The following is a 21,684-nucleotide window of genomic DNA, read 5'->3' as shown; positions in this document are numbered from 1 at the left end:
AACTAAGATCCTGCAAAACCTTAAATAAATTATGCTTTTGCTGTTTTAATGCACATTTTTTTGCGCATTCCAGCCACCACCAAGTGCTTTATACAAATTAATTTGGCTAGCAAGATACGCTTGTTTACCCAAAATTAACTGTTGCCCAGCACTGTACCAATTTCGTTGCGCATCCAACACTTGCAAGTAACTGTCTGCTCCTTTTTGAAAACGCGCATCTGATAAAGTAAAAGATAACTCATTACTTTGGTACAAATCGTTGAGTGCATCTAGCTGATGCATATAACCTTCTCGATCAGCAAGGGCATCAGATACTTCTTTAAATGCTTGTTGTATGGTTTGCTCATAGCTAGTAAGCGCCATTTCTTGTTGTGCCTTTGCAACATCGAGATTGGCTTGATTACGACCCATATTAAAGATAGGTAAGTTAATCGATGGTACAAAACTCCATGTACCTGAGCCCGAATCAAAAAGATTACTCAAATCAGCAGAGGCCGTCCCGGCATTGGCGGTTAAACTTATACTCGGATAGAATGCCGCTTTTGCCACACCAATATTTGCATTAGCTGCCAATAGATCATGCTCAGCGGCCTTAATGTCTGGTCGTTGCGTCAGTAACTCTGACGGCAACCCCACTGGCACATCCGGCAAGTTCAGTACATCATCTATATTTTGATTAGGTAGTAAATCAGCAGTGACGGTTTTACCCACTAGAAAATCGAGAGCATTTTTATCACGCTTTAGTAAGCGCTGATAGTTTGCAATATCGACCTTAGCGGTTGCTACTGTACTTTCCAGTTGCGATAGCGTTAACTGAGACGCAGCACCAAGAGCAAATGTTTTACGGGTTAGTTCTAAAGACTCCTGCTGAGACTTTAAAGTCTCGTTTGCAAGCGCCAATAGCTCTTTATCCGTCGCATAGTTAAGCCACGCATTCACTAATTCCGAAATCAAGCTAATGCGCACACTGGTTAAACTGTATTCAGCGGCATAGAGGTTTTGTAAAGCTTGCTCTGATTGGTTGCGCACTTTGCCCCAAAGATCAATTTCGTAAGCAGTTAAGCCAACAGTCGCTGAATAGTTTTCAGAAATAGTCGCTTGACCAGTACCAGATAAATCTGCCGGAAGACGCTGACGGGTTCCCGATGCATTTAAATCAATGCTTGGGTAAAGCGCAGAATCTTCAATCTGATACATCGCTCTTACCTGCTGCACATTAAGTGCAGCAGTTTTAATGTCTTTGTTGTTTTCAAGCGTTAGCGCAATCAGCTGTTGCAGCTGAGCATTAGTGAAAAATGACTGCCAATTAAGTGCATTGATATCACCTGCAGTACCTTGAACATCATAGTTTTGAGCAACGGGTAATTCACGTTGCTCCATATCTGGCGCCATATTACAGGCAGATAACATAAGTGCAGCAACAGACACTGAGATAAGTTTAGCTTTCATTATGCCTGCTCCTCTTTGGTTGACTTTGTTTTACCAGGGAATACACGGCGCACCAATACAAAGAACAATGGCACAAACAACACCACAATGGTCGATGACGCAAGAGTACCGCCAATAACAGCAATACCTAGTGCGTTTTGTGCACCCGAACCAGCACTTGATGCAATTGCAAGTGGTAGTACACCACACACAAATGCCATTGATGTCATAAAGATTGGACGTAAACGAAGGCGAATAGCAGCAACAGCAGCATCGACAAGTTTCATACCCTCGTCCATTTTATGAATCGCAAACTCTACAATTAAGATGGCATTTTTTGATGCCAGACCTATAGTGGTTAATAGACCCACTTGTAGATAAATATCGTTTGATAAATTAAATATAAATGAGGCAATCGATGCACCAAATACCCCAAGCGGTACAATTAGCATAACCGCCGCAGGCACGGACCAACTCTCGTATAACGCCGCTAAACAAAGGAATACAACTAACAATGAAAGTGCATAAAGTAATGGTGCTTGACCACCGCTTAAACGCTCTTCATATGAAATACCTGTCCATTCGAACGCCACACCTGGCGGTAACTTCTTAACCATTTTCTCAACTTCGGCCATCGCTTGACCTGTACTATAACCAGGTGCAGCGGCACCTTGGATTTCCATCGCTGAAAAACCGTTATAACGCTCAAGACGCGGCGAGCCATAAGTCCAATAAGATTGAGCAAACGCAGTGAATGGCACCATATCGCCATTGGCATTGCGCACGTACCATTTGTCTAAATCTTCTGGCACCATGCGTGATTCAGGCGTACCTTGTAAATACACTTTTTTCACACGACCACGGTCAATAAAGTCATTTACATAGCGACTACCCCAAGCCGTTGATAACGTATTATTGATATCTGCTTGAGTCAGACCTAATGCTTCAGCTTTGGCTAAGTCAATATCAAGCTCCAGCTCTGGTTTATCTTCTTGACCATTTGGGCGCACACCCGATAACACAGGGTTTTGTGCCGCCATACCTAAAAACATGTTGCGTGCTTCAAGTAGTTTTTCGTGACCTAGACCAACCCTATCTTGTAAGAACAAGGTGAAACCGTTTGCAGTACCAAGCTCAACAACCGCAGGCGGTGGGAAAGCAAACACAAAGGCTTCTTTAATGGTTGAGAAGTATCCCATGGCTTTACCAGCAACAGCGCCTACTGATAAATCAGGGCGTTGACGTTCATCCCAGTGTTTCAAGCCAACAAAGCCGATTGCTGCGTTTTGCCCAGAACCTGCAAAGCTGAAACCTGTTACCGTAAAGATAGATTTAACCGCTTCTGATTGTTCTTCTAAGAAGTGGTGTTCCATCTTTTCAACAACTTTTAAGGTTTGTTCTGTTGTTGCTCCAGCAGGTAGGCTTACTTGGTTAAACAAAATCCCTTGGTCTTCATCTGGTAAGAATGCCGATGGTAATTGTGAGAAAATAAACACCATGCCACCCACGATTAAACCGTAAATAAGTAAATAGCGCTTACTGTGTTTGATCATACGAGACACAAAACCTTGTGTACCCGAGTTTGTTTTATCAAAACCACGGTTAAAACCAAGGAAGAAACGACCAAATAAAGACTTATCATTATGAACATGACTTGGTTTTAGCATTGTTGCACAAAGGGCCGGCGTTAGAATTAACGCAACCAGCACTGATAAACTCATTGCCGTTACCAAGGTGATTGAGAACTGACGATAAATAACACCTGTAGAGCCCGGGAAGAACGCCATAGGCACAAATACCGCCGATAGAACCATGGCAATACCCACAAGCGCGCCTTTGATTTCATCCATTGATTTACGTGTAGCTTCAAGAGGAGACAAGTTCTCTTCGGTCATTACACGTTCAACGTTTTCAACAACAACGATCGCATCATCAACCAGTAGGCCAATGGCAAGGACCATAGCAAACATGGTGAGAGTATTAATTGAGAAGCCAAACACTTGTAAGATGGCAAACGTACCTAGCAATACAACAGGTACTGCAATAGTTGGAATAAGTGTTGCTCTGAAGTTCTGTAAGAATAAGTACATGACCAAGAATACCAGCACAACAGCTTCAATTAGAGTGCTAACTACTTTCTCAATTGAAAGTGATACGAACGGCGTTGTATCGTAAGGTACAACCGTAGTTAAACCTTCAGGGAAGAAAGGCTCAAGTTCAGCAAGTGCCGCTTTTACGCCATCAGCTGTATCAAGTGCATTAGCACCACTGGCAAGCTTAACACCTAAACCTGATGCCGGTTTGCCGTTAAAACGAGCGACAACACCATAGTTTTCACCGCCTAATTCAACATCGGCAACGTCACTTAAACGAACAACAGAGCCATCAGCATTGGTTTTTACAAAGATATTTCTAAATTGCTCAGGTGTTTGTAAGCGGCTTTGCGCAGTCACTGTTGCATTCAGTTGTTGGCCACTCACTGCTGGCAAGGCACCAAGTTGACCTGCCGACACTTGCGCATTTTGGGCACTGATTGCAGCGCTAATATCAGCAGGAGTTAATGAGTACTTAAGTAATTTAGCTGGATCTAACCAAATACGCATTGCATATTGAGAGCCAAAAAGTTGTACTTCACCCACCCCGTTAACACGAGAAATAATATCAAGTACGTTAGATGAAACATAATCACCGATATCGATGTTGTTCATGCTACCGTCTTCAGATACAAAACCTACAACCATTAAGAAGTTACGAGCCGATTTTGCAACCGAGACACCTTGACGTTGTACTTCTTCTGGTAATAAAGGTGTTGCAAGCGACAATTTGTTTTGCACTTGAACCTGTGCGATATCAGGGTCGGTATCTGCACTAAAAGTTAACGTTAAAGTCGCAGAGCCGTTCGATTCAGAGGTTGACGACATGTAGAGTAAGCCATCTAGCCCTTTCATTTTTTGTTCAATAACCTGTGTAACCGTATCTTCTAAAGTACGGGCCGACGCACCAGGGTATGAGGCTTGAATACTAATTGCAGGCGGTGCAATTGATGGATACTGCGCAACCGGCAAACTTCTAATTGCTAAGATACCTGCCAGCATAACAACGATAGCAAGTACCCATGCAAATATGGGCCGATCAATAAAAAATCGTGACATTAAGTTTCTCCGTTACTGGCTGTTAGCTACTGATTCTGCTGGCATTGCGTTTACTGGGGCTCCTGGGCGGATTTTCTGTAAACCTTCAACAATCAGCTTATCGCCATTATTTAGGCCATCTGTCACTAACCAGTTTGAGCCTACAGTACGGTCAGTTTTCAGCACACGTGCTTCAACTGTGTTATCTTTACTTACGACCATGGCAGTAGGTTCACCTTTGGTGTTTCTACTCACACCACGTTGTGGTGCTAAAATCGCATCACTTTTCACACCTTCAACAATCACTGCGCGAACATACATACCCGGTAGAAGTAATTTTTCAGGGTTAGGAAATTCAGCACGTAAAGTCACAGAGCCTGTACTTGGATCAACGGTTACTTCAGAAAATTGTAATGTGCCTTTGTGTTGATAAGTGCTGCCATCTTCCATTTTTAATTCAACTTTTGAATGTAAAGCGGCATCTTTATCAAGCTCACCTGCGGCGATAGCTTTTTTCAAACGTGTTAGTTCACTGCTTGACTGTGTTAAATCAACATAGATTGGGTCAAGCTGAGTGATAGTAGCTAATGCTGTTGCTTGATTAGCGCTAACAAGGGCACCGGCAGTGACATCCGATTTACCAATTTGACCACTAATTGGTGCTAACACTTTGCTGTAGTTTAAATTAATTTCAGCGGTTTTAAGCTGTGCTTGAGCAGTCAATAAGTCGGCTTTTGCACTTTTGTATGCCGCATCCGCTTCATCATAATCTTGCTGACTGACAGCTTTGATATTCAATAGCTCTTTATAGCGTTCAGCTTTTGCTTTGGCATTAGCAATACTTGCTTGAGCTTTAGTAATAGCGGCTTTGCTGGTAGCGACCTCTGCTTCAAATGTAGATGGGTCAATTTGATATAAGGCTTGGCCCTTCTCCACTTCAGCACCTTCAACGAACATACGAGACTGAATAATACCGTTAACCTGTGGACGAATTTGCGCGATACGTGAAGCAGCCACACGACCTGGCAATTCTTTAGTTAGCGTAAGTGGTTTGCTTTGCATCTCAATAACACCAACAGGTACAGCTTGAGCTGCCTGCGATTGCCCTTGAGCCGATTCTGATTGGCCGCAGCCTGATAATAAAACAGCACCAGCTAAAGCTGACACTGCAAAAAATGGAATGCGAGAGCGCTGCATGTGTAGTTCCTTAATTTAGAGTTAACGATCATTCTAAACTAAAAAAGGCACAGATCAACCACCTTTAAGTATCTTTACATTAAATATTTTGCTTGCTTTGCAGTGTGTTTTTTGTGCAAAAAATAAGTTGCTAATTGAGTAATTTAGCAGCTAGTTAAGAAAATCATTTTAAAACTATCAGTTAGAACTGCTTGATTAGTCACCTAAGCACATACCCATTGCGCGGGCACTGCTTATTAATGAATGCTCTAAAGGGATAACACGATATTCAGAAGTTGCGGCTTTTAAACTGATTGGTTTAATTTCACCCTCTTTACTTACGGGGATAAAACCAAACTGGCCTTTCTTAACAAGTTCGAATGCTTGCACCCCAAACTCTGCTGCAAGCACCCTATCAAACGCATTGGGTGTGCCACCACGTTGAATATGCCCTAACACAGTGACTCTTACATCAAGGTCAAGTGCAATACGGATCTGTGAGGCTAGTTGCTCAGCAATTCCACCTAGCACTGGGTTTTCGTAGCCAAACTCACTTGATTGTTTACTTACAACACTTCCAGCAACAGGTTTAGCTCCCTCTGAAATAACGATATTTGCAAATCCATGGCCATTATCAAAACGTGATTTAAGTTTTGCTTTAATCGCTTCAATATCGTAGGGAATTTCAGGAATAAGTGCTACTTCAGCGCCTGCTGCAATTGCTGAATGTAAACAAATCCAACCCGCATCACGACCCATAACTTCCGTCACAATCACGCGATTATGACTTTGCGCAGTTGGTATTAATCGATCAATGGCTTCTGTTGCAGTGTCAACGGCAGTTTGAAAACCAATTGTGTAATCAGTGCCATATAAATCATTATCAATGGTTTTTGGCACGCCTACGATATTTAAGCCATGCTCAAATAAATGCTGAGAAATTCTGTGAGAACCATCGCCCCCGATATTAATGACTGCATCAAAACCCAATTGTTTAACAATACTTATTAACTCATCTGAACGGTCAATAAATACTTGCTCGCCTGCTATCTCTGCAGGAAATGCGGTAGGATTCCCCTTATTAACTGTTTCTAGAATTGTGCCGCCACGAACATGAATACCGGCCACTACTTCACTAGTTAAGTGAATAATATCATTTGGCTTTTCAAGAACACCACAGTAAGCTCTTCGGCTTCCATATACCTGCCAATTGCCATCATGTTCGGCTGCTTTAACCACAGCTCTGATCACCCCATTTAGCCCAGGGCAATCACCCCCACTTGTTAATAGCAGTAATTTTTTCATTCTATGACCAACTTCGTTCACTGATTAATTAGAGATTAGCTTATATGTTGAACTTTCGCGTATGACTTACATCAACTAAAGTTCGGTTTTTTATGATTAGAAAACAGAGCCACAAAAATTATTAATAATAGATACTTAGGCAAACTTGCAAGCAAAGTCGTATTATCAAAATTTGCAGAAAAGGTGTTAACAGCAAAATATAAATGCAGTGCTAAAAAAGGTGTCAGTAATATAAAATATGAATACGCTTTGTCTTTTAGGTAGAGCCATTTACTTAATAATAAGAACACAAAAAGTAATGCTATTAGTGGGATACCTAACGTAACAATATCAATCACTGTTAAAGCAAATTTAGGTGACAAATCATAAAGAGGTGTAAGAATTTCGCTAGGGATCGCTAAAGCTGAGCCAACCCCTACTACTGGAATAGATAAATAAGCAAACAAACAGCCAAAAATAAATAAAAGTAGTAGATTATATTTCATTAACTCATTCCATGATTTGTTCGTTATTAGTGTTACGCTAACTAATAACGAACAAATAATCTACTACATTTTCAGTGCTTTATAGTGTTAAAAGGATTTAACACTAAAGGCTATATTCTCTACAGCACAGCCCGTACTACTTTTATTAACACGGTAGTAATGAGTATCTTCAGTTGCATTTAAATCGAGTAGAAACTCATCATGCTGGGCTACAGCTTGTTGTTCTTGAGTTAAACACATAGCTTGCACAAGCGAGCGCAATTTAGCATCAGAGAAAATAGTGCCAAAACGCTGCATCGGTAATCGCGGAATTTTAATACTAGGCAGTGCATTATCAACAGTTCGCTTCGCAAGACTAAAACCATCCTTTGTTACATCAATAACCGCCCCTGCAGGCCAATAACTGATTGCTCCTTTGTTTTTAGCGTCTGATTGAACATGTACTACACCACTTTTACCAATTACCGTCATTAATGCGGTTTCACCTGCTCGAATTGATACAAGCGCCGTAGTTTCATCAATGCCAAAACCATGTTTTTGCCCTGAATCTGCCAGTAATCTAGCCAAACGCATGGTTCTGTTGCGCTCGCTAAAATGAGTATCTAGAACCCCGTAAGTAAAGCTACCTAGACCGCCTTGTTTTTCATAGGTTAATGAATCTGCTGAAAGACTATTATCACATTCATTTTTACAGCGCTCACTCGGTGGTGAAACAGCAAATGCTCCAGCTCTTAATGCTGCTAAACTAGTCCCATTAGAAATCATAGGCACCGAACCATAAGCATTCTTACCACCACTTTGCACTGCTGTTCCTGCACTTGTGCCAACAAGTAATGGCCTTTGTAAGATTGCGTGAGTCCAAGGGTATTGCTTGCCGTTATCATCAAAAAGCACCTGTCTAGTTAAACTCTGATCACCACCGTTAAACATAATGCCCGTTGCGTTTTCAATCAGTTTAACTAAATGCTCTACCCCTTGATCACAAAGCGCTTTTTCGGCCTTAATTCGGTCAGGGTAAATAGTCTCACGGTTAAAAACAGCCATTGTCTCAGTACGTAATGCATCTAAATTCTCACATTGCTTACTGGTAATCGCTCTTGCTAAAGCGGGTGTTAAAGGTAACCACTTTGATTCGACACCATTAAAGCTTAATAATCCTTCATAAAAATCTGCTGATTCATAAGGGTCTCTGCTTGAAGCTGTAACCGCTAAAATGGTTGGTGATTCATCCGTTGTTTTTAACGAAGCAGACACAAAGTCTAAAATATCACTTGCTGCACTTTCATTGTTATCCGGTACACTAACTTGCTCTTTTTGTCTTGTAGAATCGGCTGTTAACACAGGAACTTCGAGAGTATCTAGCACGAAGTTATACTCTTTATCTGTTAACGCGTTCAATAACGTATTATCTAAATCACGCCATGCCCATAAAATATCACTTTTAGTGTTCACATCAGACTGTTGACGTGCAATCTGTGCTAATACCTTAAGCGTTTGCTGGCGATTTTTTTCATTATTTGTTGGCCAGTTTGTCTTTATTGCAGATAAAGCATCATTATTTAATCGAAATTGATTAGTTTGTTTACCACTGATCTGTTTATTGGAAAGGCAGTTTTTAGGGCTCATACTTGAGCAGGTTGTCAATGCCCCACCAATTAAAACTAACGTTTGCTGTTGCTCACTTGCATTAACTTTACTGCCAAATGACGCGAAAACAACACTAAATACCCCCAAAATAAACCCAATGTGGTATTTAGCACTTTGCTCCTTAAGGATGTTCATATTGTTACACTCTTGTAAAAAAATATTAGAAAATTACTTGCACAGCTTTTTGTTGCTTGCTATAAAAAAAAGGAACATTTAAAACGCGAGTAAGCTAGCACTGTATTACTAGCTTTGTCAAAAGACCTTACGGATTGGAATTATGTTGAAAAACGCATTATCGCTTTGCACATATTTCTACTCTCCACACTACCTTTCGGAGTGGTTTGACGAGTAGCCACACCTCACTTCCTGTGAGGGGCTAGTTGTGTCTATAACCCACTGCCCTGTCTAAAAAATTATAACAATTATTCAAAACGACACGGTTTTGCCGTGTGTTTTTTAAGACAAAGGTAAATCAATATGTTTCGTCAGTTATCAATTGCTGTAGCAATCAGTGCTGCGCTGTGCCCAGTACAAGCTGTGTATGCTCAAAACGACCAACAATCAGAAAAAATTGAACGAGTAGAAGTAACAGGATCACGAATTAAAGGGGTTGATTTAGAAGGAACCATCCCGCTTACAGTGCTTGACCAAGATGCAATCAAGCGCTCAGGAGCGAACACTATTCATGAATTATTAAAAGATTTATCCGTTTTTAAAGGCGGATCCGGTACCTTTTCAACATCTGAAAGTGGTGGTACATCAACCTCAACGCCAGCGGGTCAATCCGCTGCGAGCCTTAGAGGTATGGGGCCCTCAGCTACATTAACACTGATTAATGGCCGCCGTGTTGCACCAAGCTCGTTCGCAGCAGGCACTGAAAACTTTGTCGATGTGAACTCAATTCCACTTGCTGCAATCGAGCGCATTGATATTTTAGCCACTGGCGCATCAGCAATTTATGGTGCTGATGCTGTCGCTGGTGTTATTAATTATATTCTCAAAGATGACTATCAAGGAGCTGAAGTAAACACTTCTTACACCAATAGTTTTGACAGTCATGACGAAGGTAAGAAGCAACTTAACTTAGTCTACGGAACCAATATCGGTGAAAGTAACTTAACGGTATTTGCCGATATTTACGACCGCAATGCCTTTAAAGCGACCGACAGAAGCTATACTGCAACCCCAAATTTAGTGAATGGTTACTCATACTTACCCAAACTTGAGAACTCGCCGAACATTTATTACTACAGTAGTCGAGATGGTAATGAGCTACCTGCGCCAAACTGTAAAACAGAACTTGTTACGACTGAGTATGGGGAGCAAATTTGTGCTTACTATGCTAACCAAGATGATTACCTAGAAACCCCATTTGAAAGCCTATCAACTGGCTTTATGTTTAACAGCACCTTAGGTAATTTAGATTGGCATACCGATTTCTTCTATAGCCAAACTAAATCAAAAGCGTATTCATCACCAGCCCCTATCAATCAAATAAACGACGAAGACGGCCCTTATATTATTGAAGATGCGTTATTTATTTATGATAACGCTGACGGCAGTAACGAGCTGATGGACCAGCTTTATATTGATCCATTTACCACTCAAGCGGGTCGAGATGTGTATGGCTTTGCATTTGATGCGCGTTTTAATTCACCACGAACGGTTGAAGTCGAAACCAAAAACTTTCGCTTAGTCAGTAGCCTTGCCGGTTATATTGGTGATTGGAGTTGGGAGTCGGGAGTAACCTTCTCTCGCTCTAAGTCAGAGCAACAAGCAATTGATGGTATTTATAACCGCTATCAATTTCATGCAGCTATCACTGGTGAATTATGCTCTGACGGATCATTAGCTACATACGATGGAACACAGCTCAATTGTGCACAAGGTCAGTTAATGCCGTTCTACAACCCGTTTTTACAGGGGGATAGTAATAACGATGCAGTGCTTGATCTTGCAAAGGCAAACCCAAGTAGAAGCGGTGAAAGTACAGTATACGGTTGGGATTTAAACTTTAATGGCGATTTATTTACGTTTAATGAGTTACCCATTTATGCTGCATTTGGTATTGAAGCTCGACGAGAAGAATTAAAAGATATTCCATCGTTAGACTCACAAGCCCGTCCTGAAAATGGTTATTTGGTAGATGTATTTGGTTTCGGCTCTAGCTTGTCTGAGGCCGATCGTACTCAGTACGCTGCATTTTTAGAGTTGAATGTGCCACTCACTGAGCAGCTAGAACTGCAAGTCGCTGGTCGCTACGATCATTACGATGATTTTGGAGGAACGTTTAACCCTAAAGTTGGTTTAAGCTATCGTCCTTCAGATTCTCTTATCATTAGAAGTTCTTGGTCAACGTCGTTTAGGGCACCTTCATTAACTCAAGCAGGCGTAAAATTACGTACCACACAATCACGCTTCGATTGCGGTGCTAATCAGGCTGTTGCAGATTTATGTTGTATGGGTGATGGCACCGAGGTCAGTGTTAACAGCCTAGAACTCGGTAATCAAGCACTCAAAGCCGAAGAGTCTGAAGCGCTCAGCATTGGCTTTTCATGGAGCCCATCTGTAAATACTAACTTAACGGTTGATTATTGGCATTTTGATCACGAACAAGTTATCGATACCAATATGACTGCCGTGCTAGATAGAGCTATTACAGATGCTTCTCTTCGTCACTGTGGGCTAGTACCACAAGGTCAACAAGGTATTTCGTACGAGGAGCAGCTGTGTGAAGTAACCGATAATGCTGGACTCAATATCGAAAGTGATAGCGCTAACCTTTCAGAGATCCTCACAAACTATATTAGTGAGTTTAACCCGCGAGAAGATGAGCTATTCCTGCCATTATTTAGAGACCATGTTATTCCTCTTGAAAATACCGGCACCCAGACATTAGCAGGTATCGATTTTAAATTTGATCATCGATTTAATTTTGCAAAAGGCAATTTAACACTCGCTTTCGATGGTACACGCTATTTAGAGTTTGAGCGAAATAAACCTGGCTCAGATGCAATCGAAAAATTAATCGGTACTTATCGCTACCCTGAAAATGTAGGCAGATTTTCTATTGATTGGGAAGCTGAGAGTTATTACTTAAATCTCGGTGCCAATTATACCAGTAGTTATGAGGATGATATCGAAGGGCTGCGTGGTCGTGAAATAGACGAACTAGAAGAGCTTGGAGAGCTTAACGAGGAGTTAAAACGTGACGTTGATGACTGGTTAGTATGGGATTTATCAGCTGGCTATTTTGTCAATGATGCATTATCAATCCGCGCTCGTATTGATAATATCTTCGATAAAGAACCCCCTAAGCTATATGGCTCAAGCCGCGGGTTTGATTCAATCAATCATAATGCATATGGCACTCGCTATACGTTGAGTCTGAGCTATCGCTTTTAACATTAATGTGGGCGGCTCTATGTCGCCCACATTGCTAAGTTTGTGTTATCAATAACTCAAACTCGCGGCTCTCAGTGTTAATCTTTCTCAGCAAGGGCTACAATACCTTGCTTTTCTCACATTCTTCGAACAATCGTTAAGTGACTTTATGAAAAACAAACAGTTTGCGATGCCTGATGCGAGCATCATTTTGTTATGCGTCGCAGTCATCGCCTATTTAGCCAGTTTATTTATAACACCCGGTGTGTTTAATGCCGAACAAGATAGTCACAGTGTTGAATTATCACAGTATCAAAAAGCAACAGAACATACACCACCTGCCCTTTTTGCAGAAGAAGGAGGCATTGGTCTAGCCAATGTATTGTTTGAAGGCTTAGTCTCTGGTGACAAATATGGTGCAGCCATCGGGGTAATGGCATTTATTTTAATCACAGGTGGCGCCTTTGGCGTTATTTTAAAAACGGGTGCGATTAATAACGGCATTATGGCGCTGATTAATAAAACACAACACGTAGAGTGGATATTCATTCCTTTGCTATTTGTGCTTTTTTCATTAGGAGGCGCAGTATTTGGTATGGGTGAAGAAGCCATCGCCTTTTGTATTGTGTTATTCCCCATTATGAAACAACTCGGTTATGATGCAAAAGTAACTGTATTAACAACTTATGTTGCGACACAGATTGGCTTTGCTACCTCTTGGATGAACCCATTTAGTATCGCAATTGCTCAATCAATTGCAGAGATCCCGGTGTTTTCTGGTGCCGGATTCAGAATGGTTGCGTGGCTGGTTTTTACCTCATTTGGCCTTCTATTTACTATCCGATATGCTAATTCAATCAGATCGGCAAAGAACCTAAGTGCTCAAGAAAATAACAAGTCAATTAGCTTAGACAGCGCAGATAAGCTTATCTTAATAACCTTTATTGCAGGTATTATTTGGGTTATTTGGGGTGTTATGGCAAGGCAGTATTATATTCCTGAATTAGCTGCGCAGTTCTTCTGCTTAGGTGTAGCCTCTGCTGTGATTGCTAGTCTATTTAAAAAACAAACAGCAAATGAAAGCGCAAATGCATTTAAAGAGGGTGCACAAGAACTCCTGCCCGCAGCGCTTTTGGTTGCTTTAGCAAAAGGCGTTATTTTAATACTTGGCGGTAGCGATTTAACATCGCCTTCAACTCTAAATACTTTGCTTTACTATAGCGCCACCAGCATCTCAGTTGTACCAGACTATATCGCCGCTTGGGGTATGCTATTATTTCAAAGTGTGTTTAACTTTTTTGTATCTTCAGGTTCAGGACAAGCAGCAATCACAATGCCGCTAATGTCACCACTGGGTGATCTATTAAATATTTCACGGCAGATTGTAGTGCTGGCGTTTCAATTAGGTGATGGACTAACCAATATATTTATTCCCACCTCAGCAAGCCTCATCGGCTGTTTAGGCATTGTTAAACTTGATTGGAGTGAGTGGGCAAGCTTTATTTGGCGTTTTACCTTAGCGCTCTTTGGCCTTGCTAGTTGCTTTATTTTTCTCGCACATTTTATTAACTATCAGTAAAAGATTTAATTATGTTAACACTTATAAAAGGCGCCGATATTTTCGCTCCTTCGCCGCTTGGAAACCAAGATGTTTTAATCGCGGGCGGAAAAATCGTGGATATACAGCCTGAAATTAATATCGAAAATTATCATGGTGTTACCATCGTTGATGGATCTAATTGCATTTTAACTCCGGGGTTTGTTGACTCTTTAGTCCATATAACAGGTGGTGGCGGTGAGGCTGGTTTTGCTAGCAGAACACCTGAAATGAACCTAACAGATGCAACATTGCATGGTACAACAACGGTTATCGCCGCGCTTGGTACTGACTCAAGTAGTCGAACCCATAGTAATTTAATTGCAAAAGCAAAAGCACTTAAAGAACGAGGATTGAATGTTTTTTGCCATACAGGTTCATATCACTTACCTGCTAAAACACTGACTGGTTCAATAACGAATGACATTATGTATATTGAGGAGTTTATTGGTGTCGGTGAAGTCGCCATTTCTGATCATCGCAGTAGTCAGCCAACGGCTCAGCAACTTGCTGAACTAGCCGCTGAAGCAAAAGTGGCTGGCATGTTAAGTGGCAAAAAAGGCACGGTTAGTATTCATGTAGGTCCAGTAGATAGTCACTTATCTTTATTACATGAGATAGATAGCTTAACTGATATTTCGCTTAGCCAGTTTTATCCTACGCATATGAATCGTAATCTAGCTTTACTCAATGCGGGCGTGGCGTTTTGCAAAGCGGGTGGCACTATCGACTTTACCACAAGCACGACAGAGTATGATCTTGCCCATGGTGAATATTCAGCCGCGCAGGCACTGGCTTACTGCCTTAAAAATAATGTACAACCGACTAAGCTCACTATGAGCTCTGATGGTCATGCAAGCTTACCTATTTTTGATGATAACTTTAATCTATTAGGTCTTGAAGTTGGTAAAGAATCAACATTGCATAGCTCGTTTGTTGAAGCCGTCCAAGAATATGGTGTATCGGTTGAACACGCATTAATGGCTATTACCTCAAATCCAGCTGATGTGCTTGGTATTAATAAAGGTAGAGTGACTATCAATGCAGATGCAGATCTGGTGTTACTTGATAATGCATCACTGCAGCCCATTGAGTGTTGGTCAAATGGCGTACACATGGTGCATCAAGCTAAGGCAATAGTGAAAGATACTTTTGAATAAAGGCTGCATGAGCAGCCTTAATTGCTTTCTTCTGAAATTCGAGTAACTAAGAGTTGCTCGACCTTCACTCCTTCAACATCAACCACTTCAAATTTAAACCCGCCAAAGTGTATAAACTCGGCGCGCTTCGGAAGTCGCTTCATCGTATAAATAAGGAATCCGGCAACAGTTTCATAATGTGATTGATCAGGAAACTCTTCTATCTCTAGCACTTTAGCAAGCTCAACCACAGGTGTCAGGCCATCCACTAACCAAGAAGTGTTATCACGTTGAATAATTAACTCTTCGCCCTGATGACTGATCAAATCACCCATAAAGCCTTTCATTAAATCTTTAACAGTGACAATGCCAACCATTAGTGCATATTCATTAACAACAACAGCAAATGGCTCAGCTGCTTTTTTAAAGGTATTTAATGCTTCAGAAAGACTGAGTGTTTCTGGTAAGTAAAAAATATCACGGCTGATTAACTCACTATCTATCTCAGCAGTTTGCCCTTTAAGTACTTTACGAAGGATATCTTTTGATTCAACTGAACCAATTAATTTGTCTAAACTACCATCACACACTAAAAAGTGATTATGCGGGTGCTCAATAATTTTGGTAGCGACTTCTTGGGCATCAGCTTTTACATCAAAAAATACAATTTGATCACGTGGAGTCATCACACTCGATAAAAACCGGGCCTCCAAATCAAACACATTGCCTATTAACTCATATTCCTGTTGTTGTAGGCTGCCATATTCAGCCCCAGCATCCATCATAGCAACGATGTCTTCTGTGGTAACAATATCTTCTCGTTCAGCCGGAACTTTAAAGGCGCGTAAAATAAAGTTTGTAGTGCCATTAAAGAACACAACAAATGGCGTTAATGCAAAGGTAACCCAACGCATTATAGACACCACATTGACAGCAACAGCCTCTGGCATAATCATCGCTAGGCGTTTGGGCAGTAAATCTGCAAATAAAATGAATAATGAGGTTATGCTAAAAAACGAAATCAAAAAGCTAATTTGACTTAGTAAAGGGCCTTGATAAATCATCCCTAAAATTTGTTCAATATAAGGTGATAAGGCTTGCTCACCGACAATACCACCTAAAATAGCAATCGCATTCAAGGCAATTTGTATCATCGCAAAAAATGCCCCCGGCTGCTCTTGCAACGTTAATACTGCCTGGGCTTTTTTATTGCCTTCGTCGACCATGACCCTTAATTTTATCTTACGTGATGCAGCAATAGCTATTTCGCTCATTGCAAACAACGCACTGATCAAAATTAATATCATAATAACGAGTAAGTCACTCATTGTGGCTCCTAGTAAAAAGCATTCAGACTGTTGAATGCAAACAACTTTTTGCTCACTTATGCTGTTTAGAGTTTGGCGAGAATGGTCAAAAAGCAGCTGATTATAACTGCTTTATAGCAATCAACAAGTGCTATTTTAAATCACTGGAAACAAAGGCTTTATTGAGCTTATCTAAAGTCACTGGGTCGATATTTCCGTTACAAGCAAAGTATAAATCAGCGCGTGCAACAGGTAGCTGATAAACAGGCTCTAGAAAAGAAAGGCTTTGATCATTTTTACTTTCAAATTGATACTGTTGGTCACTTAATACCACTAAATCAACAGTTGTACGACGACTCTTAAGAATGTCGTAAATATTTTCAAAGCTATCAAGCAGGATTAACTGTTTATTTTCATTAAAACCCTGCTCTTTTAAATAAACATGGGAGTAGTTATTTTTTAGAACTGCAGTACGATATTTTTTCGCATCATCGAGGTTATTGATACTCAGCCGATTTGATTTAAATGCATAAAAAGATGCTGAAAAGCCTTCAAGTTTATGTATCCACTTAAATTTTTTCTCTCTGGAAGGAATACGTGCTAATGAAAAAATACACGTGTTTGCGTCACGTAAAGCAGCATTGTATGTAATTGACCAAGTATTAATTGATATGTCGTACTGCATCCCTGTTTTTTCGAGGGCAGCTTTAACTTTGCCCACGACAGAGCCAACTAACTCACCTTGTTCGTTCTGATATTGGAAGTTTGGAAAGTTTTCAGTTACCACTGTTATTGCTGCAAAACTAGGTTTAGTAATAATAAGCAATAACAAGGCTAGAGATTTCCACATCGCAGACAAACCAAATTTATAATTATTTTTTATAATAATATAGCGTGTAGTTAGGAATAATGGAATGTTTTTAAGACTAAGGAATGAGTAAGGGGAGTAACACACTCCCCTGTTGTATCAAGGCAAATTACTTGTTCATCGCAGCGATTAAAAAGGCAGAAATTTTTGCACCTTCTTTAAGCGTTGTTTCAGAACTCGTTTGACCAATCAAAGAACTGTCTGTAAATGGTGCAATTTCCATCATATCAGCCCCGGTAATTGGAAACTCATCAGCTAAAGCAACTAAAATGTCTAACGCATGTTGTGGTGTTAAGCCACCTGCTTCAGGTGTGCCTGTCGCAGAAGCAAATGCTTCGTCTAGTGCATCAATATCAAAGCTCACATAAAGCTCATCAACTTTATCTGCTTTAAGCTGAGCAATTACTTCTTCAGCAACAGCTTTAGCACCACGCTCAATAATTTCATGTGCCCAGTGCTGCTTAACACCAAAAGTCTCTTCCCAGTGTTGTTTCGGTTTACCACTTGAACGAATACCAAATTGAATAAGGTTACGCGGTGCAGGTAGGTACTCAAGAATATGTGTACACCATGAACCAAAACATAAATCGATACCTAAGCGCTCTACAAGTAAATCAGTGTGGGCGTCAAAATGGATAATTGCAGTGCGTTTACCTGCATCACGCTTTGCTTTCAAATACGCTTTAGTTAGCGGATAACTGATTGAATGGTCACCGCCAATCCCAAAAATACCTTTATCTGGGTAGTTGGCATAAAACCCATCACAGACATCTTCAGTGATAGACAATGGTGATACATGGTATTCGCTGTTTTCATCAGCATAGAGTGCTTTTTGACAGTTTGTGATTGTAGTTTCGTTTAGGTATTTATCATGCAATAAATGAGGAATAACACGAACGTCACCTAAGTCGAACGCGCGAGCCTGTGGTTGTTGATCAATTAAGGTAGAACGTAAAAATAACGGGCCCCAGTTAGCACCCCGTAAAATACCCCCACCACAATCAGAGCTGATCCCAAGAATCACAGCTTTATGTTCTGAGTCGGCTAGTGTCTCTAATGACTCTTTCCAAAGAACGTCTACGTTCTCTGTCTGACCGTATAATTTTGTTCGTAAAGCATCTTTACGTTCTTTCGCTGTATTTACCGTAAAAACACCATCGCCTGGTGGGCAAAGACATTGACTTAGTTTTTCGTGAAATGCTTTTTGTGTGTTACTCATTTCTACTCCGCTGCTAAATAACTGCATATTCATTCGTAATCGTTAAAATTACGCTTTCTCATAATCTAGAAACTGCGATGCAAGCATCACATTTTTCATGAGAAGAAGGAAAAATTAACCTCTTGAAATTTATAGTTTATTATTTCTAAAGAGACTCATTATGGGTGCTCAATAACTCAATGAGCGTGGTATTTTGGCAGGTATAACATGCACGGAGGGAAAGTCAAATTTTGCAGCAACCCATTAGATTGCTGCAATAGATTTATATTCAAGCAAGGTGAATACTCATTATTCGTAGCCCCTTGGCTTCTTAGTTTTTATCACCGCAATGTAAGCATGCCAACTCGCGTAGCTTAATAATGGCATAATAACAATGAAACCTGCCGTTCCAGTGACAAATCCCAGAAATACCATGAATATTATTAAAGCAGCCCAAACAACCATTGCGCCTACATTGGTTTTTACTGCATTCATCGATGAGATAACCGCCGTCATTATATCTACGCGTCTTTCCATCATTATCTGCGGGGTAAATGCTGAAATAGCAAAGACTGTTACCAGCAAAATGCCGCCAACTATCGAGCCAAGCGTAAGAAACGCAGATAGCTGTTCAAAGCTAGGATCTACAACATTCGGATACAGTGCGTGGATCAATGCAGCAAGTCTCATCCACACAATCATAATCACCATTAATAATACTGCAAACCCCCATTCACCAGCGGGGTTTCTAAACATTGATTTTAAACTGTGCATTAAGGTCGGTTTATGCCCTTTTTCTAGCTCCCAAGCAACATCGTAAAGCCCAGCCGCAAATGCAGGGCCAATAAGAGCAAAGCCAACAACCGCTGGCAAAATGACAAGATGTGTATCAAATTGATACACAAAGTACATTATTGCTGCTGGTATTAGTGTAAAAACTAAACCGTACACTAAGCTTAGGATTGGCGCATTGGCAATATCTTTAAACGCTAAAGCAAGCCAATGAAACGGAGCAGCCATAGAAACATGAGCACTCTCTAAACAGCGAGCAAATTCATGATGTTTACTCATAGATGATGAAGCAGGCATAATAGGTCCTCTTTTATCGTTACATCTTTAGGTTTAGGTTATCTGTGCAAATCTTGCAACATTCGTAATCTAATAGGACATCTGTCCTGTACTTTAAACACATATGATTAAAGTATTACGCTTTAGACAAAAATAAGGTTTAATAATGGAAAAGGTATTTCATTTAGGGCTCACTCGTGAGGACTTAAACGGTGCAACACTGGCAATCGTCCCTGGTGATCCTGATCGCTCTGCCCGCATTTCAACACTTCTCGATAACCCAAAGTGCTTAGCGAAGACCCGTGAATTTCATGTATATCGTGGTGAGTTAAACGGCCACAGCGTGGTAGTTTGTTCAACCGGTATTGGTGGGCCATCTACATCAATTGCTGTTGAAGAGCTTGCACAGCTAGGTATTGATACCTTTTTACGCATTGGTACAACAGGTGCTATTCAACCACACATTAATGAAGGCGACATTTTAATTAGCCAAGCATCTGTTCGTTTAGATGGTGCAAGTCAGCACTTCGCGCCATTGAGCTACCCTGCGGTATCTGACTTTTTTGCAACACAAGCTATGGTCAATGCTTGTGATAATTTAGGCATTAATTTCCATATTGGCATTACAGCTTCAAGTGACACCTTCTATCCAGGCCAAGAACGTTACGATACCTATTCAGGTTATGTTCCTCGTTCATTACAAGGCAGCTGTGAAGAGTGGCAAAAGCTTGGTGTGATGAACTATGAAATGGAATCAGCAACACTTTTCACTATGTGTGCAGCACTTGGCTTACGCGCAGCGTGTGTTGCAGGTGTATTAGTAAACCGTACTAAGCAAGAAATTCCTAATGTTGACCACGGCGAGATTGAGAAAAAGTCAGTCGCCGTAGTCATTGAATCTGCAAAACTATTGCTAAACTAATCTTTAACTAGCTTAGCAATACAGTGCTCAAATGCTGGTGGGTTATCAAAACTTGCCAGCACACTTTTAGCCACCTCATACTGATTTTCGGCCCCTTGTGTTTCTAACAAGGTGATCGACTTAACCGTCTTATCATCAAACTTTAACCCAGCAAGATAAAACTGACTTAAAGCACTTTGAAGCGGTGATAAACTTGGGCTGTAAGCCGCATTTTCAGCATAGCTTCCGTAAAAATTACCGTTTTCAAAAGTCGTGATTTTAACGCTACAGTAGTTCGCGGTATAAGGTACGTAAGCTTTTAGCGCTGTTTCAGCTAATTTCTGATCGAGCTCATTAACACTATCGAAATGACCGTCGTTTTTTTCCTGTGAGAATAAGCTTTCGTTATTCCCTAAGTCTGTTGGCCCAAACGAATACGGTAAAAGATCATGTAAAGTAAAGTGTCTTTCAGGAAGTAATATTTCAAGTGATTGCGCTGTGCTGAGCTCATTCATAAACTGGCGACAGTATCCACAAGGGGCATCACTGATCGCAATTTTATCTATTGATTGAGCACCGTTTAACCATGCATTATTTATCGCAGATTGTTCTGCGTGAACAACTAAACTTAGCGCTTGATGAGAAAACTCCACATTAGCACCAAAATAGAATGTCGTTTCACCTTGCTGATTTTTACCTTGTGCAATAGCACCGACATAGAATTTTGAAATTGGTGCGACTGAAAACAAACTCGCAACAGGTACACACGCTTTTAAGAGTTGTGACTCTGTTAACTGATGTTGCTCACAAAGTAATAAAATATCAGCTTGAGATAAGATGCCACGTTGGCTTTTCAACTGACTAAAAAGAGATTGCTTTTGCTCATCACTGAAGTCAAAAGGTGTTGTTCTTGACACAGAATTAGATACGTCTTTCCTAGTTACTGTCATAACAAATTATAATTATTAATTGGCTAAACAGTTTAAAAGGTTATGCATTTAAATACTAGGTTTCAACGCGCTATGTCTCGAAATTTACAACAAAAAAAGT

General features: G+C 40.6%; 15 protein-coding genes. 4 read left to right on the top strand and 11 right to left on the bottom strand.

The window, feature by feature from the left end:
- Positions 1-45: 45 nt before the first annotated feature.
- The 6 genes from L1267_RS01550 to L1267_RS01525 all read right to left on the bottom strand — a co-directional run bounded on the left by L1267_RS01550 (position 46) and on the right by L1267_RS01525 (position 9,307).
- Positions 46-1,449 carry an efflux transporter outer membrane subunit gene (locus tag L1267_RS01550; protein WP_235381920.1) on the bottom strand — a complete coding sequence of 468 codons (1,404 nt, stop codon included), beginning with the start codon at positions 1,447-1,449 and terminating at the stop codon, positions 46-48.
- Positions 1,449-4,580 carry an efflux RND transporter permease subunit gene (locus L1267_RS01545; protein ID WP_235381918.1) on the bottom strand — a complete coding sequence of 1,044 codons (3,132 nt, stop codon included), beginning with the start codon at positions 4,578-4,580 and terminating at the stop codon, positions 1,449-1,451. The genes L1267_RS01550 and L1267_RS01545 overlap by 1 nt, the downstream gene beginning before the upstream one ends.
- 12 nt (positions 4,581-4,592) lie before the next feature.
- Positions 4,593-5,756 (bottom strand): efflux RND transporter periplasmic adaptor subunit, encoded by a 1,164-nt coding sequence (locus L1267_RS01540; protein ID WP_235381917.1) that lies wholly within the window; start codon positions 5,754-5,756, stop codon positions 4,593-4,595.
- Positions 5,757-5,951: 195 nt separating this feature from the next.
- Complete coding sequence (locus tag L1267_RS01535; RefSeq protein WP_135926563.1) at positions 5,952-7,040, bottom strand: 6-phosphofructokinase; 1,089 nt, start codon at positions 7,038-7,040, stop codon at positions 5,952-5,954.
- Positions 7,041-7,111: 71 nt separating this feature from the next.
- On the bottom strand, positions 7,112-7,525 hold the full coding sequence (locus L1267_RS01530) for a hypothetical protein (protein ID WP_235381916.1): 414 nt from the start codon (positions 7,523-7,525) through the stop codon (positions 7,112-7,114).
- A gap of 87 nt (positions 7,526-7,612) precedes the next feature.
- Complete coding sequence (locus L1267_RS01525) at positions 7,613-9,307, bottom strand: cyanophycinase (RefSeq protein ID WP_235381915.1); 1,695 nt, start codon at positions 9,305-9,307, stop codon at positions 7,613-7,615.
- A gap of 342 nt (positions 9,308-9,649) precedes the next feature.
- Between L1267_RS01525 and L1267_RS01520 the strand changes: the two genes are divergently transcribed.
- The 3 genes from L1267_RS01520 (at position 9,650) to iadA (ending at position 15,313) form a co-directional block, all read left to right on the top strand.
- Positions 9,650-12,577, top strand: a complete 2,928-nt coding sequence (locus L1267_RS01520; RefSeq protein ID WP_235381914.1) for a TonB-dependent receptor domain-containing protein — start codon at positions 9,650-9,652, stop codon at positions 12,575-12,577.
- A 148-nt stretch (positions 12,578-12,725) separates the two neighbouring features.
- On the top strand, positions 12,726-14,135 hold the full coding sequence (gene yfcC / locus L1267_RS01515; protein ID WP_235381913.1) for a putative basic amino acid antiporter YfcC: 1,410 nt from the start codon (positions 12,726-12,728) through the stop codon (positions 14,133-14,135).
- Positions 14,136-14,146: 11 nt separating this feature from the next.
- Complete coding sequence (gene iadA / locus L1267_RS01510; RefSeq protein WP_135926558.1) at positions 14,147-15,313, top strand: beta-aspartyl-peptidase; 1,167 nt, start codon at positions 14,147-14,149, stop codon at positions 15,311-15,313.
- Positions 15,314-15,330: 17 nt separating this feature from the next.
- Here iadA and L1267_RS01505 read toward each other — a convergent pair whose 3' ends face one another.
- The 4 genes from L1267_RS01505 to L1267_RS01490 form a co-directional block, all read right to left on the bottom strand.
- The gene (locus L1267_RS01505) at positions 15,331-16,620 is read right to left on the bottom strand and encodes a hemolysin family protein (RefSeq protein ID WP_135926557.1); all 1,290 of its coding nucleotides are present in this window, start codon (positions 16,618-16,620) and stop codon (positions 15,331-15,333) included.
- Between the two features lie 130 nt (positions 16,621-16,750).
- Complete coding sequence (locus tag L1267_RS01500) at positions 16,751-17,449, bottom strand: substrate-binding periplasmic protein (protein WP_235381912.1); 699 nt, start codon at positions 17,447-17,449, stop codon at positions 16,751-16,753.
- Between the two features lie 127 nt (positions 17,450-17,576).
- Entirely contained in the window at positions 17,577-18,686 is a 1,110-nt protein-coding gene (locus L1267_RS01495) for an arginase family protein (RefSeq protein ID WP_235381910.1), read from the bottom strand.
- A gap of 288 nt (positions 18,687-18,974) precedes the next feature.
- Entirely contained in the window at positions 18,975-19,754 is a 780-nt protein-coding gene (locus L1267_RS01490; RefSeq protein ID WP_199526905.1) for a DUF2189 domain-containing protein, read from the bottom strand.
- A gap of 145 nt (positions 19,755-19,899) precedes the next feature.
- On the opposite strand from L1267_RS01490, the gene udp reads away from it, so the two are divergent.
- Positions 19,900-20,655: a uridine phosphorylase gene (gene udp, locus L1267_RS01485; RefSeq protein WP_235381909.1), complete on the top strand. Its 756-nt coding sequence runs from the start codon at positions 19,900-19,902 to the stop codon at positions 20,653-20,655.
- Here udp and cdd read toward each other — a convergent pair.
- The gene (gene cdd, locus L1267_RS01480; protein ID WP_235381908.1) at positions 20,652-21,584 is read right to left on the bottom strand and encodes a cytidine deaminase; all 933 of its coding nucleotides are present in this window, start codon (positions 21,582-21,584) and stop codon (positions 20,652-20,654) included. The two genes, udp and cdd, sit on opposite strands and share 4 nt — an antisense overlap.
- Between the last annotated feature and the right edge of the window lie 100 nt (positions 21,585-21,684).

Source organism: Pseudoalteromonas sp. OFAV1 (assembly GCF_021532595.1).
Lineage (GTDB): Bacteria > Pseudomonadota > Gammaproteobacteria > Enterobacterales > Alteromonadaceae > Pseudoalteromonas > Pseudoalteromonas lipolytica_C.
Note: the sequence above shows the minus strand (reverse complement) of the source record. Positions and strands in the feature narration are given on the sequence as shown.

What these genes read in the sequence shown, in the direction of transcription:
- L1267_RS01550 (WP_235381920.1), bottom strand. Translation starts at nt 1,449, where the DNA reads ATGAAAGCTAAACTTATCTCAGTGTCTGTTGCTGCACTTATGTTATCT.
- L1267_RS01545 (WP_235381918.1), bottom strand. Translation starts at nt 4,580, where the DNA reads ATGTCACGATTTTTTATTGATCGGCCCATATTTGCATGGGTACTTGCT.
- L1267_RS01540 (WP_235381917.1), bottom strand. Translation starts at nt 5,756, where the DNA reads ATGCAGCGCTCTCGCATTCCATTTTTTGCAGTGTCAGCTTTAGCTGGT.
- L1267_RS01535 (WP_135926563.1), bottom strand. Translation starts at nt 7,040, where the DNA reads ATGAAAAAATTACTGCTATTAACAAGTGGGGGTGATTGCCCTGGGCTA.
- L1267_RS01530 (WP_235381916.1), bottom strand. Translation starts at nt 7,525, where the DNA reads ATGAAATATAATCTACTACTTTTATTTATTTTTGGCTGTTTGTTTGCT.
- L1267_RS01525 (WP_235381915.1), bottom strand. Translation starts at nt 9,307, where the DNA reads ATGAACATCCTTAAGGAGCAAAGTGCTAAATACCACATTGGGTTTATT.
- L1267_RS01520 (WP_235381914.1), top strand. Translation starts at nt 9,650, where the DNA reads ATGTTTCGTCAGTTATCAATTGCTGTAGCAATCAGTGCTGCGCTGTGC.
- yfcC (WP_235381913.1), top strand. Translation starts at nt 12,726, where the DNA reads ATGAAAAACAAACAGTTTGCGATGCCTGATGCGAGCATCATTTTGTTA.
- iadA (WP_135926558.1), top strand. Translation starts at nt 14,147, where the DNA reads ATGTTAACACTTATAAAAGGCGCCGATATTTTCGCTCCTTCGCCGCTT.
- L1267_RS01505 (WP_135926557.1), bottom strand. Translation starts at nt 16,620, where the DNA reads ATGAGTGACTTACTCGTTATTATGATATTAATTTTGATCAGTGCGTTG.
- L1267_RS01500 (WP_235381912.1), bottom strand. Translation starts at nt 17,449, where the DNA reads ATGTGGAAATCTCTAGCCTTGTTATTGCTTATTATTACTAAACCTAGT.
- L1267_RS01495 (WP_235381910.1), bottom strand. Translation starts at nt 18,686, where the DNA reads ATGAGTAACACACAAAAAGCATTTCACGAAAAACTAAGTCAATGTCTT.
- L1267_RS01490 (WP_199526905.1), bottom strand. Translation starts at nt 19,754, where the DNA reads ATGCCTGCTTCATCATCTATGAGTAAACATCATGAATTTGCTCGCTGT.
- udp (WP_235381909.1), top strand. Translation starts at nt 19,900, where the DNA reads ATGGAAAAGGTATTTCATTTAGGGCTCACTCGTGAGGACTTAAACGGT.
- cdd (WP_235381908.1), bottom strand. Translation starts at nt 21,584, where the DNA reads ATGACAGTAACTAGGAAAGACGTATCTAATTCTGTGTCAAGAACAACA.